Raw genomic sequence first — 15,147 nt, forward strand, 5'->3', positions numbered from 1 at the left:
GGCCCTCTCTCAACCGAGGAGGACGAGCACCACGCTCAGTACGATCAGCACCGCGCCGGCCGCATCGCGCGGCTTGATCGGCTCGCGCAGGTACCAGCGGCCGAAGGCGAGGGTGAAGACGATCTCCACCTGCCCGACCGAGCGCACCAGGGCGACGGGCGCGAGGGCGAAGCCGGTGAACCAGCAGGCGGAGCCGAGCGCCGAGAGCAGTCCCACCGGCGCCGCGTTCCGCCAGTTCCGGAACACCTGGCCCAGCGAGGCCGGCTCCCGCGCCAGCAGCCAGCCGCCCTGCATCACCGTCTGCATCACGTTGGTGACGACGAGGGTGCAGAGCGCGCCCAGCACGGGGTCCGGCGCCGCCAGCTCCTGGTTCGCCGCGCGGATCGCGATTCCCGTCAGGCCGAAGCAGGCCCCGGCGGCGATGCCGCAGAGCGCCGCCGGCTGCGCCGTGGCCCTGAGAGCCTGGTGCAGGCCCGAGACCTGCCCCGCCAGGGAGAGCCACAGCACCGCGAGGACGCCGAGGCCGATCCCCGCCCAGGCCAGGGGGGAGAGGTGCTCGCCCAGCAGGATGATGGCGAAGATCGCGCCCTGCAGCGCCTCGGTCTTGGAATAGGCGGTGCCGACGGCGAAGCCGCGCGGGGCAAAGGAGGCGATGAGGAGGACGGTGCCGAAAATCTGCAGCAGCCCACCGACCGCGCAGAGGGCCAGGACTTGCGGCCCGAAGGCGGGCAGGGTGCCGCCCGTCGCCCACCACCAGCCCGCCAGCAGGGCGAGGCCGGGCGGCAGGCCGTAGAGGTAGCGCACCACGGCCGCGGCGTTCAGCGAGAGCGCCCCGCGGAGCTTCTGCTGGAGCGCGGTGCGCCAGCACTGGAAGAGCGCCGCGGTGAGGGTGGCGCCGAGCCAGAGCGGCACGGGGTTCAGCCCCTCCGGGCAGGCGAGGGGAGGGGGGCGCGGCGCATCGGTGCGGGGTCACTCCGGTCGGGCGCGCAGGGTCGGCCGGGCCTCCCGCCCCGTCAACCGGCGCAACCCCGCGTGGAAGGTCCCGTTCGGAGGGGGTGCCCCACGGAAGGGCGCGGCGCTCCGGGCCCTTGCCCCCGGCAACGGCCGCCCGATCCCCCCGCGACGAGGATGCCATGGCGAAGAAGGTCGGCGATTTCTTCTGGGAGCGGCTGCACCAGTGGGGGGTGCGGCGAGTCTTCGGCTATCCCGGGGACGGGGTGAACGGGCTGCTCGCCGGCCTCCAGCGCTTCGGCACCGATAAGATCGAGTTCGTCCAGGCGCGGCACGAGGAAATGGCGGCCTTCATGGCCGTCGCCCATGCCAAGTTCACCGGCGAGGTCGGCGTCTGCCTCTCCACCAGCGGCCCCGGCGCCACGCATCTCATCACCGGCATGTACGACGCGGCCGGGGACCATGTGCCGCTGCTCGCCATTGCCGGCCATACCGGCCGCACCGCGATCGGCGGCCACTACCAGCAGGAGGTGGACCTGCTGACGGCCTTCAAGGACGTGGCCAGCGGCTTCGTGCAGCAGGCGACGGTGCCCTCGCAGATGCGGCACCTGATCGACCGCGCCATGCGCACCGCCATGGCCGAGCGCCGCGTCACCGCCCTCATCGTGCCGAACGACCTGCCCGACGAGCCCTATGAGGACCCGCCGCACAAGCACAACACGATCCATTCCGGCGTGGGCTGGACCCCGCCCCGGGTCATCCCGCGCGACGAGGACCTGCGCCGCGCGGCCGAGGTGCTGAATGCCGGCAAGAAGGTCGCCATCCTCGTCGGCGCCGGGGCGGCGGGCGCGGTGCCGGAGCTGATCGCGGTGGCGGACAGGCTCGGCGCCGGCGCGGCCAAGGCGCTTCTCGGCAAGACCGTGCTGCCTGACGACCTGCCCTGGGTCACCGGCACCATCGGCCTGCTCGGCACCCGGCCGAGCTGGGACCTGATGATGGAGTGCGACACGCTCCTGATGGTCGGCTCCAGCTTTCCCTGGTCGGAGTTCCTGCCGAAGGAGGGCCAGGCGCGCGGCGTGCAGATCGACATCCAGCCCGCCATGCTGAGCCTGCGCTACCCCATGGAGGTGCCGCTCTGCGGCGACGCCGCGGAAGCCCTCCGCGCCCTCCTGCCCCTGCTCGAGCAGAAGACGGACACCTCCTGGCGCGAGCGCATCGCCGAGGGGAGAGAGGACTGGTTCGACTTGCTGGAGAAGCGGGCCGCGGCCTCCGCCGATCCGGTCAACCCGCAGCTCCCCTTCCAGGAACTGTCGAAGCGCCTGCCGGACCGCGTCATCCTCACCAGCGATTCCGGTTCCTGCGCCAACTGGTACGCGCGCAACCTCCAGATCCGCGAGGGGATGATGGGCTCCCTTTCCGGCAGCCTCGCGAGCATGGGGGCCGCCGTTCCCTACGCGATCGCGGCGAAGATGGCGCATCCCGACCGGCCCGTGATCGCGATGGTGGGCGACGGCGCGATGCAGATGAACAACATGGCCGAGCTGATCACCGTCGGCGCCCATTGGAGGAAGTGGTCCAACCCCACCTGGATCTGCCTCGTCCTCAACAACCAGGACCTGACGGAGGTGACCTGGGAGCAGCGGGTGATGGAGGGGATGCCGAAGTTCGAGGAAACGCAGCGCATCCCCGACTTCCCCTATCACCGCTTCGCCGAGCTGGCCGGGCTGCGCGGCATCTTCGTGGACGACCCCGCGAAGGTGCCCGAGGCCCTGGACCAGGCCCTCGCCTCCGACCGCCCGGTGGTGCTGGAGATCCGGACGGACCCGAACGTACCGCCCCTGCCCCCGCACACCACGGTCGAGCAGGCGCTCCACTTCGCCAAGGCCCTGGCCGGCGATCCGGAGAAGGGCAGCGTAATCCTCGACACCGCGAAGCAGGTCATCAACGCCGTGCTGCCCGGCGGGAAGGGCTGAGCCCTATCCCCTCAGCCTCTCGGAGAGGATGCGCTGGGCCAGCGCCGCGGCACCCCCGCCGCGGCGCAGGCTGAAGGACCAGGGATCCGCGCCCGCGCGGTCCCAGATCCGCAGCTCCTCGTCGAGATCGAGCGTCCCGCCGGTCTCGACCGAGAAGCGCAGGACGGAGCGGTAGGGGACACTGACCACGGCGGTCTTCGAGCCCGTCACGCCCTGCCGGTCCATGATCAGCAGCCGCCAGTCGGTCAGGGCGAAGCCGTCCCGCACGGTGCGGAAGGCGGCGAGCACCGTCTCGTCCGGCAGCAGGGCCTGGAGGAAGCGCTCGCCCAGCGCTTCCGGCGCCACCTGTCCGGCATCGCCCGTCACGGCGCCCAGCAGCTTGCCCAGCATGGTCTCTCCTCCCGAAGCGGCGGAAGGTTAGGTTGTTTCCGCGGGGGACCGAAATCCCCGCCTCGCACGGCGCGGCCTCGCCCGGGATCTCGCCCGCTCACATCTTCGTCCGCCGCCCCGCCCGTGGCCCGTCCGTGCCCCATCTTCGCCGCAGCCACGGCGGAGCATCGGCCCCTATGAGACGCACCTTCCTCACCGCATCCCTGGCCCTTCCCTTTCTCGCCGCCAGGGCCGGCGCGCAGCCCGCGCCGGTCTTCGCCGGCCCCGGCACGCTGCTCCGCCTCTCGGAGACCGCGGAGGTCACGCGCGTGCCGGACGAGGTGCAGGCGCTGCTCCGCTTCGAGGCGCGCGATTCCGTCGCCGCGGCCGCGCAGGCGGGCGTGAACCGGGCCATGGCCGCCGCGCTGGAGACGGCGCGCGGCACCGCCTCCGTGACAACCACCACCGGCGCCCCCTTCACCTGGCGGCAGGAGGACCCGCCGCGCTGGGTTTCCAGCCAGACCCTCGCGCTGCGTGGCAAGGAACAGGCGCCGATCCTGGAGCTCGCGGGCGCGCTGCAGTCCCGGGGCTTCGCCCTGGGCGGGATCCAGCACACCCTGGCGCGCGAGACGGCGCGTGCGGCGCGGCAAGAGGCGGCCTCGATGGCGCTGGAGGCCCTGCGCCGCCGCGCCGAGGCCGTGGCATCCCAGATGGGCATGAGGGTGGAGCGAATCGCCGAGATCCAGCTCGAGGCGCCCGATCCTCCCGCGCCCCGGCCGATGCTCGCGCAGGCCATGGCGGCCCGCGCCGCCCCGGCGCCCGTCGCCCAGGCCGAGGACGTGGTGGTGACGGCCACGGTGGCGGCCGCGGTGGTGCTGGCGCCGAACTGACCCATCCTGCTCGGGGGTGGGGGCCGGCCGCGCGGGACGGCCGGGCCGGCGCGTGCCATAAGCCCGCCGATGTCGCCCATCCTCGCCGGCCTGCTGCTCCAATGCGCGGCCATCGCCCTGTTCGTCGCGCTGGACACGGTGACGAAGCTCCTCACCGCCCACTACCCCGTGCCGCAGATCATCTTCCTCCGGTTCCTCTTCCACACGCTGGTGGTGGCCCTGGCCCTGCGGCTGGCCACGGGCCGCCTTCCCTGGCGGAGCCGCAGGCCGGGGTTGGAGACCGTTCGGAGCCTCACCCTGCTCGCGGCCAACCTGCTCTTCGTCATCGCCCTGTCCTACATCCCCCTGGCCGACGCCTCCGCCGTCACCTTCGCCTCGCCCATCTTCACCGCCGGGCTGGCCGCGCTCTTCCTCGGGGAGATGGTGGGGCGCCGGCGCTGGGTGGGCATCGGGATCGGGCTGGCCGGGGTGATGCTCGCGCTGCGCCCGCCCTTCCTGACGGGCGAGACCCCGCACTGGGCGCTGTTCCTGCCCCTGGGCACCGCGGCCTTCTTCGGGGCCTACCAGATCCTGACCCGCAAGCTCTCCACCGTGGACGGGCCCGGCACCATCATCCTCCATACCGGCCTCGCCGCCGGGGCGGTGGCGGGGCTGGCCCAGCCCTTCGTCTGGCAGCCGCCGGCGGCCTGGGCCTGGCTGCTGGTGATGCTGGCCGGGATCTTCGGCTCGGCCGGCCACTACCTCCTGATCCAGGCCTATTCCCGGGCGCCCGCCAGCATCCTGGCGCCGATGACCTACACCCAGCTCGTCTGGGCCACCCTCTCCTCCGCCCTCTTCTTCGGGGACCCGCCCGACCGCTGGACGATGCTGGGCGCCGCCGTGATCGCGGCTGGCGGGATCGTCATGGGCTGGCCGGAGCGGCGCCGGGGCTGATGAGCCCCCGTTGACCGCGCCCGCGCCCCGCCACAGCCTGCGCCGACGGAACGGGAGGACGGAATGGCCGATTACGGGATGATCCGGGTGGAGACGCGCGGCAAGGTGGGGCTGATCACGCTCGACCGGCCCTCGGCGCTGAACGCCCTCTGCGATCAGCTGATGACCGAGGTCGGGCAGGCGCTCCGGGCCTTCGAGGCCGATGACGCGATCGGGGCCATCGTGCTGACGGGCAGCGAGAAGGCCTTCGCCGCCGGGGCCGACATCAAGGAGATGAAGGACCGCACCTATCCCGCCGTCCATTTCGAGGACTTCATCGGCACGAAGTGGGAGACGGTCCTCACCATCAGGAAGCCGGTGATCGCGGCGGTGGCGGGCTTCGCCCTCGGCGGCGGCTGCGAGCTGGCCATGATGTGCGACATCATCCTCGCGGCCGAGAACGCGAAGTTCGGCCAGCCCGAGATCAAGCTGGGCATCATCCCCGGTGCCGGCGGCACCCAGCGGCTGATCCGGGCCGTCGGCAAGTCCAAGGCCATGGACCTCATCCTGACCGGGCGGATGATGGACGCCGCCGAGGCCGAGCGCTGCAACCTCGTCACCCGCGTGGTGCCGGTGGAGTCGCTCCTGGACGAGGCCGTGAGGATGGGCGAGGCGATCGCCTCCTTCTCTCTCCCCTCCGTCGTCATGGCCAAGGAGGCGGTGAACGCCGCTTATGAGATGACCCTGCGCGAGGGGGTGCGCTTCGAGCGCCGCCTTTTCCACAGCCTCTTCGCGACCGAGGACCAGAAGGAGGGCATGTCGGCCTTCGCCGAGAAGCGCAAACCCGCCTTCCGGAACGCGTGAGGGAGGGGGCGAGCTCTTTCCTTGACTCCCAGGGGGGCTGTGGATAGAACGCCCCCCTTCCCGCGGCTGCCCCAGGCGGTGCGCGTCCCGAGAACATTTCGACTGGTATCCCTAAGGCCCATGGCGAACACCGCTTCCGCGCGCAAGCGCATCCGGCAGATCGAGAAGCGCACCGAGCGCAACCGCGCCCGCCGCTCGCGCGTCCGCACCTTCCTGCGTGCGGTCGAGGACGCGATCACCGGCGGCGACAAGGCGAAGGCCCAGGAGGCGTTCCGCCTTGCCCAGCCCGAGCTGCAGCGCGCCGCCGACAAGGGCGTGACGCATGACAACACGGTGGCGCGCAAGCTCTCGCGCCTGTCCGCGCGGATCAAGGCGATCGGCGCCGCCGCCTGACAAGTGAGGGGCGCCAGCACGGCGCCCTCCGCCAAGTCATGACCAAGTAGACCTGTGATGCGGATGCGTCACGGTGCTTCCGCGCCGTGGCGTTTTTCTTTGCGCCGGGTCTCTGGTCTGCCGGGCCGGGTTTGCCGGGTCTGGTCTGCCGGGAACGTGTTTGGCGTTGGCCGCTCCCGGGGCCGCAAGTTACCTTTCAGGATAGAGGGGGCGCCCGCGGCGACGTGGGCGCTAAGGGGCAGGGGGTGGATCGCATGCCGGATCAGCACGCCAATGCCACGTCCGCCGTCCCGGCCTCGGGCCTGCCCGACGGGGCGCGGCTGGACGCCGCCTGGGCGCGCATCCGAGGCCGCCTGCGCGAGGAGGTGGGCGAGGCCGAGTATCGCACCTGGCTGCGCCAGCTCACCCTGGCCGGGGTGGAGGACGAGGAGGCGGTGATCCATGTCCCCACCCGCTTCCTCAGGGACTGGTTGCGCGGCCAGTACGGGGACCGGCTGAGGGCGCTGTGGCAGGCCGAGTCGGTCGGCGTGCGCCGGGTGGATATCCGCGTCGCCTCCCCCGCCGACGGGGCGCGGGCCGCCGCCGCGGAAGCCCCCGCCGTCGTGGACGGCGCCGAATTGGCCGAGCCGCTGGCCGCGACCCGCCCGGCGGGCGAGATCCGCGCCGAGGCCGCGAGGCCCGAGGCCCGCAGCGCCGACTCCCGTAGTGATTGGGCCGCGCCGCTCGATCCCCGCTTCACCTTCGACAGCTTCATCGTCGGCAAGCCGAACGAGTTCGCCCATGCCTGCGCGCGCCGCGTGGCCGAGAAGCCGAACTCGCCGGGCTTCAACCCGCTGTTCCTCTATGGCGGGGTGGGGCTGGGCAAGACGCATCTGATGCATGCGATCGCCTGGGCGATCCGCGAGCCGCAGGCGGGCGGGCCGGGCCGCTCGGTGGCCTACATGTCCGCCGAGAAGTTCATGTACCGCTTCATCGCGGCGCTGCGCTCGCAGAGCACGATGGAGTTCAAGGAGAGCCTCCGCTCCGTCGACGTGCTGATGATCGACGACCTGCAGTTCCTGATCGGCAAGGACAACACGCAGGAGGAGTTCTTCCACACCTTCAACGCGCTGGTGGACCAGGGCAAGCAGATCGTCGTCTCCTCCGACAAGCCGCCGAGCGACCTCGCGGGGCTGGAGGACCGGCTGCGGACGCGGCTGGGCTGCGGTATGGTGGCCGACATCCACGCGACCACCTACGAGCTGCGCATCTCGATCCTGGAGAGCAAGGCGAACACCGCGCAGGTGGACGTGCCGGCGCGGGTGCTGGAGTTCCTGGCGCACAAGATCACCTCGAACGTGCGCGAGCTGGAAGGGGCGCTGAACCGCCTCATCGCCCATGCGAACCTTTTCGGCCGGCCGGTGACGCTGGAATCCTGCCAGGAGGTGCTGCACGACATCCTGCGCGCCCATGACCGGCGGGTGACGATCGAGGAGATCCAAAAGCGGGTCGCCGAGCACTACAACATCCGCCTGACCGACATGTCCTCGGCCCGCCGCGCGCGGAACGTGGCGCGGCCGCGGCAGGTGGCGATGTATCTCTCGAAGCAGCTCACCTCCCGCTCCCTCCCCGAGATCGGCCGGCGCTTCGGCAACCGCGACCACACGACGGTGATGCACGCCGTCTCCCGCGTCGCGGAGCTGATGCAGGGCGATGCCGGCTTCGCCGAGGATGTCGAGCTTCTCCGGCGGATGCTGGAGACCTGAGAGGGGGGGGCTTTCGGCCCCCTACCACTCCACCCCGATCTTGCCGAAGTGCTTGCCGGACTCCTCGTGCCGGAAGGCCTCGGCGAGATCCTCCAGCGGGAAGCTCCGGTCGATCACGGGGCGCAGCGCGCCGTCATCCAGGGCGCGCACGAAGTCCTGCTGGTGGCGCCGGCTGCCGACGATCAGCCCTTGCAGCCGCGCATGCCTCGCCATCAGCGCCGCGGTGGGCACCTCGCCCGCCCGGCCGGTGAGCACGCCGATGAGCGAGATATGCCCGCCCACCCGCACGGCCGCGATGGACTGGGCGAGGGTGCCGGGCCCGCCGACCTCCACCACATGGTCCACGCCGCGCCCGCCGGTGAGGTCGCGCGCCCGGGCGCCCCATTCCCCCTCCTGGCGGTAGTTGATTACCTCATCAGCGCCGAGGGCGCGGGCACGCTCCAGCTTCTCGTCGGAGGAGGAGGTGATGATCACCCGCGCGCCCATCCGCCTGGCGAGCTGGAGCGCGAAGATGGACACCCCGCCCGTGCCGAGGGCGAGGACCGTGTCCCCCGGCTTCAGCCCGCCATCCACCACCAGCGCCCGCCAGGCCGTGAGCCCGGCCGTGGTGATGGTCGCGGCCTCCACATGGCTGAAGCCCCGCGGCGCGCGGGTGAAGGCAGTGGCGGGGCGCACGGCCACCTCCTGGGCGAAGCCGTCGATGCCGTCGCCGGGGGTGCGGGAGAAGTTGTCGATCTCCGGCGGGCCGTCCTGCCAGTCCGGGAAGAAGCAGGAGACGACGTGGTCGCCGGGGCGGAAATCCGTCACCCCCGTGCCGACCGCCTCCACCACCCCTGCGCCGTCGGACATCGGCACGCGCCCGTCCTCGGCCCGGGCCCGGCCACTGGCGACGCCGTAGTCGTGGAAATTCAGCGAGCTGGCATGGAGGGCGACCCGGATCTCGCCCGGGCCGGGCGCGCCGGGGTCAGGGCGCTCCACCCTCTCCAGCCTCTCCAGCCCGCCGGGGGCGCGCACCACCATCGCTCGCATGGCTCTCTCCGCATCGATCCCCGTTCGAACGCGCGGGGCGGGGAGGGGTGTCCGTGCGGGGTGCGGAAAGGCCGCATTCCCGGCCCGAGTCTTCACGCCGAGTTTTCAGGATGATAGAGGGCTCATCCGGGGGGCTGTCGCCTCCAGCGCGTTACGGGGGTGGCGGCGATGAAGTTCACGGTGGACCGGGCGGTGCTCCTCAAGGCTCTCGCCCATGTCCAGAGCGTGGTGGAGCGGCGCAACACCATCCCCATCCTGGCCAATGTGCTGCTCGACGCCGCCGAGGGCCGGCTCCGCCTGACCGCGACCGACATGGAGATCGCGATCGTCGAGGAGGTGGGCGGCATCGAAGTCGGGCGCGAGGGTCGCTGCACGGCGCCCGCCGCAACCCTGTTCGAGATCGTCCGCAAGCTGCCCGACGGGGTGAAGGTGGAGCTGGACCACCGCGGCGGGGACGCCCCGCTGGCGCTGCGCGCCGGCCGCTACAACACGAGCCTGATGGTGCTGCCGGTGGAGGACTTCCCCTCCATGACCGAGGGCAAGCTCCCCCACAAGTTCAGCGTCACCGCCGGCATGCTGCGGGACCTCGTGGACCGCACCCGCTTCGCCATCTCCACGGAGGAGACGCGCTACTACCTCAACGGCATCTACCTGCACGCGACCGAGGTGGACGGCACGAAGGTGCTGCGCGCGGTGGCGACGGACGGCCATCGCCTCGCCCGCGTGGAGGAGCCGCTGCCCGATGGGGCCGAGGGCATGCCGGGCGTGATCGTTCCCCGCAAGACGATCGCCGAGTTGCGCAAGCTGGCCGAGGAGACGGTGGACGAGATCGAGATGCGGCTCTCCGACACGAAGCTGCAGGTGAAGCTCGGCAGCGTCACCCTCACCAGCAAGCTGATCGATGGCACCTTCCCGGACTATGAGCGCGTGATCCCCAAGGGGAACGACCGGCTCCTCTCCGTGGACAAGAACGCCTTCGCCGCCGCCGTGGACCGCGTGGCCGCGATCAGCAGCGAGCGCTCGCGCCCGGTGAAGCTGTCACTGGAGAAGAACCACCTCCTCCTCACCGCCGCCTCGCCGGACCAGGGGCAGGCGCAGGAGGAGCTGGAGGGCGACACGGTGGCCTATGACTCCGCCCCGCTCGAGATCGGCTTCCAGGCCCGTTACCTCAAGGACATCACGGACCAGGTGGACGGGCAGGTGGAGTTCCGCTTCGCCGACGGCTCCGCCCCCACCATCGTGCAGGACGCCTCCAAGCCCGAGGCCCTCTACGTCCTGATGCCGATGCGGGTCTGACCCCGCGCCTCTCCGACGGGCCGCCCCGCCCCTTCCGGCCGCGCCGGGCCGGGGGCAGGGCCGGCACGGCGGGCAGCGGGGCGCCCATCCCCCTCGGTACCCCCTCCGCGTGACCCCCTCCGCGTGACCCCCTCCCTCCGCCTGACGCGCCTGCAGCTGCAGGACTTCCGCAACCACGCCCGCACCGCCCTGCGCGTCTCCGCGGGGATCGTGGTGATCGCGGGGGAGAACGGGTCGGGCAAGACGAACCTCCTGGAGGCGATCAGCCTGCTCGGCCCCGGGCGCGGGCTGCGCGGCGCGCGCATCGCCGATCTCGGCCGTCATGTGGGGGAGGAAGGCCTGCCCTGGGCCGTCTCCGGCCGCTTCGAGGGGCCGGAAGGGGAGTTCGACCTCGGCACCGGCACCGCCCATGACGGCCCCGCCGAGAAGCGCGCCTTCCGCCTGAACGGCGAGCCCGTGCGGACCCAGGCGGAGCTTGGCCGGCTCGTGGCCGCCGTCTGGCTCACCCCGCAGATGGACCGGCTGTTCCAGGAGGCCGCCTCCGGCCGCCGCCGCTTCCTCGACCGCCTGGTCTGGGCGCTGGACCCGAACCATGCCCGCGAGGTCTCGGCCTATGAGAACGCGATGACCCAGCGCAACCGGCTCCTGGCCGAGACGCGCGAGGGAGGGCGCGCGGAGCCCCGCTGGCTGGACGGGCTGGAGGACGCCATGGCCCGGCACGGCGTGGCCCTCACCGCCGCCCGGCGCTCGCTGATCGCCCAGCTCAACGGCGCCCTGGCCGGAGGCGTCGCCGGGGCCTTCCCCGCCGCGCTCTGCGCCCTGGAATGCGAGACGGCCGCCGCGCTGGAGACGCAGTCCGCCCTGGCCGTGGAGGACGGGCTGCGCGAGACCCTGGCCGCCCGCCGGGGCCGGGACGCCGCGGCGGGCATGGCCCTGGCCGGCCCGCATCGCTGCGACCTCCGCCTCTCCCATCTGCCCAAGGGCGTTCCGGCGGAGCTGTGCTCCACGGGCGAGCAGAAGGCGCTGCTCATCTCCACCGTGCTCGCCCATTCCGCCTTGATCGCCGCCCTGCGCGGCTTCGCGCCGCTGCTGCTGCTGGACGAGATCGCGGCGCACCTGGATGCCACCCGGCGGGAGGCCCTGTTCGCGGCCCTCGCCGCCCTGCCTGCCCAGAGCTTCCTGACCGGGACGGAGCCGGGGGTCTTCGCCTCCCTCGACGGGGTGGCGGAGCTGTTCTCGATCGGCCCAGAGGGCGTGGCGCCGGGCTAGGGGGCTATCCTCTCCGCGCTACACGTCTGCCGGGAGCCCTTCCGGGCGGGCTCAACCCGGCTCGGCCGATTTCCCTTGCAGATCCACTATTTCGGCGTCCCAACCATGGCTTCGCGCGCGCGGAATCCTTATATTGCAGCCTGACGATTCCGCATGGCCGCGCGCCCGCTGGCGCGGCCCGAGAGGTTCCTGATCCGCATGTCCGAAGCTGCCCGCGCCGCCCATGACGCCGAGGTCGCCGCTGCCGGCGCCGATGGTGCCTATGACAGCGCCTCCATCACCGTGCTGCGCGGCCTCGAGGCCGTTCGCAAGCGCCCCGGCATGTATATCGGCGACACCGATGACGGCTCGGGCCTGCACCACATGGCCTTCGAGATCATCGACAATGCGGTGGACGAGGCCCAGGCCGGCTTTGCCGACACCTGCGTCGTGGTGCTGAACGGCGATGGCAGCGTCACCGTCACGGATAACGGCCGCGGCATTCCGACCGACATCCATGCCGAGGAAGGCGTCTCCGCCGCCGAGGTGGTGCTGACGCGCCTGCATGCCGGCGGCAAGTTCAACCAGAACTCCTACAAGGTCTCCGGCGGCCTCCACGGCGTCGGCGCCGCGGTGGTGAACGCGCTCTCCGAATGGATGCAGGTTCGCATCTGGCGCGGGGGCAAGGAGCACCTCATCCGCTTCGAGCACGGCGAGACGGTGAAGCCGCTGGAGGTCGTGGGCGCCAGCGATCATCCCGCGGGCACGGAGGTGACCTTCAAGCCCTCCGCCGGGACCTTCACCAAGACCGAGTTCGAGTTTGCCGTGCTGGAGAAGCGCCTGCGCGAGCTGGCCTTCCTGAATTCCGGCCTGAAGATCGGATTGCGCGATGAGCGCCACACCCCGGTGCAGGAAGCGCATTTCCACTTCGAGGGCGGGCTCGTCGCTTTCGTCGAGTGGATGGACGCCGCGGAGGACCCGCTCTTCAAGCCGCCCGTGTCCTTCGCCTCGAAGGAGGTGAACGGCATCAAGGTGGAGATGGCGATGTGGTGGAACCGCTCGCCGCGCGAGCGCACCCTCTGCTTCACCAACAACATCCCGCAGCGCGACGGCGGCACGCACCAGGCCGGCTTCCGCCAGGCGCTGACCCGCGTGGTGACGAAGTACGCCGCCGATCTGGCGAAGAAGGAGAAGGTCGAGCTGTCCGGCGAGGACATGCGCGAGGGCCTCTCCTGCATCCTTTCCGTGAAGGTGCCGGACCCGAAGTTCAGCAGCCAGACGAAGGACAAGCTCGTCTCCTCCGAGGTGCAGCCGGTGGTGCACACGGCGGTGGCCGATGCGCTCTCCCACTGGTTCGAGACGCATCCGAAGGAGGCCAAGCTCGTCCTCGACCAGGTCGTGCTCTCGGCCGTGGCGCGGAAGGCGGCCCAGGCGGCGCGCGAGAAGGTGGGGCGCAAGAACGCGCTCGACATCTCCACGCTCCCCGGCAAGCTCGCCGACTGCCAGGAGAAGGACCCCGCGAAGTCCGAGCTCTTCCTCGTCGAGGGTGACTCCGCAGGCGGCTCCGCCAAGCAGGGACGCAACCGCGCGAACCAGGCGATCCTGCCGCTGAAGGGCAAGATCCTGAATGTCGAGCGCGCGCGGATGGACAAGATGCTCTCCTCCGCCGAGGTGGGCACGCTCATCACCGCGCTCGGCGCCGGCATCGGCACGCGCGACCCGGACCGGCCGAACATGCCGTTCTTCGATCCGGACAAGCTGCGCTACCACCGCATCGTCATCATGACGGACGCGGATGTGGACGGCTCGCACATCCGCACGCTGCTGCTCACCTTCTTCTTCCGGCAGATGCCGGAGTTGATCGAGCGCGGCTATCTCTACATCGCCCAGCCGCCGCTCTACCGCGCCAAGCGCGGCAATGAGGAGCGCTACCTCAAGGACGACCGCGCCCTGGAGGAGTTCCTGCTGGAGAAGGCGCTGAGCGGCGCCCGCATGCTCTTCGCCGACGGCCGGGAGATTGCCGGGGAAGAGCTGCGCGCCGTGGTGGACGAGCTCCGCAACATCTCCCGCCGCATTCGCCGCCTCGCGAGCAACGTGCCGGCGGAGATCGTGGAGCAGGCCGCCGTCGCCGGGGTGCTGGGCGCGGAGCCGCATCCCGAGGCGGCCCCGCGCCTCGCGGCCCGCCTGAACGAGCTCGCTCCGCCGACCGAGCGGAGCTGGAAGGCGGTGCTGGACGAGGATGGGCTGAGGGTGTTCCGCCAGGTTCGTGGCGTCACCGAGAGCCACCATCTGGATCTCATCGCCCTCCGCTCCGCGGAGTCGCGCTGGCTCGAGGAGCGTCGGGACCGCCTCGCCGCCGATTTCGCCGGCCCCGCCGTGCTGCAGTTCGACGCGCAGAGGCAGGAAGTGCGCGGCCCCATGGCGGCGCTCGACCGCATCCTGGCCCAGGGCCGCAAGGGCCTCACCGTCCAGCGCTTCAAGGGGCTGGGCGAGATGAACCCCGAGCAGCTCTGGAAGACCACGCTGGACCCGGAGGCGCGCACCCTGCTGCGCGTGGCCGTGGAGGACGCCGACGATGCCGGCCGCGTCTTCTCGACGCTGATGGGAGATGTGGTCGAGCCGCGCCGGGACTTCATCGTCGGCAATGCGCTGAAGGTGGCGAATCTCGACGTGTAGGACCGTGCCGGGCGGGGACGGCAGGGAAGCCGCCGCCCGCCCGGTGCATTTTCCGGCCCGGGGGCCTTCAACGCGCCGGCAAATCCGGTCACCTTCCTCTCCATCCGTTCCGCACGGCTGAGGAAGCCCCATGAAGCTCTACTACTCCCCCGGCGCCTGCTCGCTCGGCATCCACATCCTGCTCGAGGAGATCGGCAAGCCCTACGAGCTCTCGCTCGTGGCGCTGAAGGAGGGGGCGCAGCACGGGGCTGAGTACACGGCCGTGAATCCGAAGTCGAAGGTGCCTGCCCTCGACACCGGGGATGGCGGCCCGGCGCTCACGGAGTTTCCGGCGATCGCGGCCTTTCTCGCCATAGCCAATCCCGAGGCGGGGCTGGTACCGCGCGACGCCCTCGGCCAGGCCCGCGCCCTGGAGGCGGTGGACTACGTCACCGGCACGATCCACCCGCACGCCTTCACTCGCCAGTTCCGGCCGAACGTCTTCTCCCTGCGGGAGGAGGACCATCCCGCCGTCATCGAGCAGGCCCGCGCCAATGCGGACAAGTTCTTCGGCGTGGTCGAGAAGATCTGGCGCGGGGACACCTGGCTGCTGCCGCAGGGCTTCTCGATTGCCGATGCCGCGCTCTTCTTCGTCGAGTACTGGCAGGCGAAGCGCGTGGGCGGCCCGCTGCCGCCGAAGCTCGACGCGCATCTCAAGGCGATGCTGGAGCGGCCGGCGGTGAAGCGCGCGCTGGAGCAGGAAGGCCTCTCGGCCTGACGCAGCCGCGGGCCCCCGGCCCGCGTGGCAGGACATATCCGAAG

General features: G+C 71.5%; 13 protein-coding genes. 10 read left to right on the forward strand and 3 right to left on the reverse strand.

All coding sequences use genetic code 11. The annotated features are described in order from the left end of the window. Window positions 1–9: 9 nt before the first annotated feature. Window positions 10–912: a DMT family transporter gene (locus FHS87_RS02020; RefSeq protein ID WP_312861847.1), complete on the reverse strand. Its 903-nt coding sequence runs from the start codon at window positions 910–912 to the stop codon at window positions 10–12. A 221-nt stretch (window positions 913–1,133) separates the two neighbouring features. On the opposite strand from FHS87_RS02020, the gene FHS87_RS02025 reads away from it, so the two are divergent. After that, on the forward strand, window positions 1,134–2,924 hold the full coding sequence (locus FHS87_RS02025) for a thiamine pyrophosphate-requiring protein (RefSeq protein WP_184513369.1): 1,791 nt from the start codon (window positions 1,134–1,136) through the stop codon (window positions 2,922–2,924). Between the two features lie 3 nt (window positions 2,925–2,927). On the opposite strand, the gene FHS87_RS02030 is transcribed toward FHS87_RS02025, so the two are convergent. Then, complete coding sequence (locus FHS87_RS02030; protein ID WP_184513371.1) at window positions 2,928–3,314, reverse strand: PH domain-containing protein; 387 nt, start codon at window positions 3,312–3,314, stop codon at window positions 2,928–2,930. Window positions 3,315–3,490: 176 nt separating this feature from the next. Here FHS87_RS02030 and FHS87_RS02035 point away from each other — a divergent pair, with 176 nt between their 5' ends. The 5 genes from FHS87_RS02035 (at window position 3,491) to dnaA (ending at window position 8,097) form a co-directional block, all read left to right on the forward strand. After that, window positions 3,491–4,183 (forward strand): SIMPL domain-containing protein, encoded by a 693-nt coding sequence (locus FHS87_RS02035; protein WP_184513373.1) that lies wholly within the window; start codon window positions 3,491–3,493, stop codon window positions 4,181–4,183. Window positions 4,184–4,252: 69 nt separating this feature from the next. After that, the gene (locus FHS87_RS02040) at window positions 4,253–5,116 is read left to right on the forward strand and encodes a DMT family transporter (RefSeq protein ID WP_184513375.1); all 864 of its coding nucleotides are present in this window, start codon (window positions 4,253–4,255) and stop codon (window positions 5,114–5,116) included. Between the two features lie 63 nt (window positions 5,117–5,179). Beyond that, entirely contained in the window at window positions 5,180–5,959 is a 780-nt protein-coding gene (locus FHS87_RS02045) for an enoyl-CoA hydratase (RefSeq protein ID WP_184513377.1), read from the forward strand. Window positions 5,960–6,079: 120 nt separating this feature from the next. Further along, window positions 6,080–6,352 (forward strand): 30S ribosomal protein S20, encoded by a 273-nt coding sequence (rpsT, locus tag FHS87_RS02050; RefSeq protein WP_184513379.1) that lies wholly within the window; start codon window positions 6,080–6,082, stop codon window positions 6,350–6,352. A gap of 254 nt (window positions 6,353–6,606) precedes the next feature. After that, window positions 6,607–8,097 (forward strand): chromosomal replication initiator protein DnaA, encoded by a 1,491-nt coding sequence (gene dnaA / locus FHS87_RS02055; protein ID WP_184513381.1) that lies wholly within the window; start codon window positions 6,607–6,609, stop codon window positions 8,095–8,097. Between the two features lie 21 nt (window positions 8,098–8,118). Here the strand turns inward: dnaA and FHS87_RS02060 are convergent, their stop codons facing one another. Further along, complete coding sequence (locus tag FHS87_RS02060) at window positions 8,119–9,126, reverse strand: zinc-dependent alcohol dehydrogenase family protein (RefSeq protein WP_184513383.1); 1,008 nt, start codon at window positions 9,124–9,126, stop codon at window positions 8,119–8,121. Window positions 9,127–9,294: 168 nt separating this feature from the next. Here FHS87_RS02060 and dnaN point away from each other — a divergent pair, with 168 nt between their 5' ends. The 4 genes from dnaN (at window position 9,295) to FHS87_RS02080 (ending at window position 15,103) form a co-directional block, all read left to right on the forward strand. Beyond that, entirely contained in the window at window positions 9,295–10,422 is a 1,128-nt protein-coding gene (gene dnaN, locus FHS87_RS02065; protein WP_184513385.1) for a DNA polymerase III subunit beta, read from the forward strand. Between the two features lie 123 nt (window positions 10,423–10,545). Beyond that, window positions 10,546–11,691 carry a DNA replication/repair protein RecF gene (recF, locus tag FHS87_RS02070; RefSeq protein WP_184513387.1) on the forward strand — a complete coding sequence of 382 codons (1,146 nt, stop codon included), beginning with the start codon at window positions 10,546–10,548 and terminating at the stop codon, window positions 11,689–11,691. Between the two features lie 198 nt (window positions 11,692–11,889). Continuing rightward, entirely contained in the window at window positions 11,890–14,346 is a 2,457-nt protein-coding gene (gene gyrB, locus FHS87_RS02075; RefSeq protein WP_184513964.1) for a DNA topoisomerase (ATP-hydrolyzing) subunit B, read from the forward strand. Window positions 14,347–14,476: 130 nt separating this feature from the next. After that, complete coding sequence (locus FHS87_RS02080; RefSeq protein WP_184513389.1) at window positions 14,477–15,103, forward strand: glutathione S-transferase family protein; 627 nt, start codon at window positions 14,477–14,479, stop codon at window positions 15,101–15,103. Window positions 15,104–15,147: the final 44 nt, after the last annotated feature.

The organism is Muricoccus pecuniae, from assembly GCF_014199205.1.
In the GTDB taxonomy this organism is placed as follows: Bacteria; Pseudomonadota; Alphaproteobacteria; order Acetobacterales; family Acetobacteraceae; genus Roseomonas; species Roseomonas pecuniae.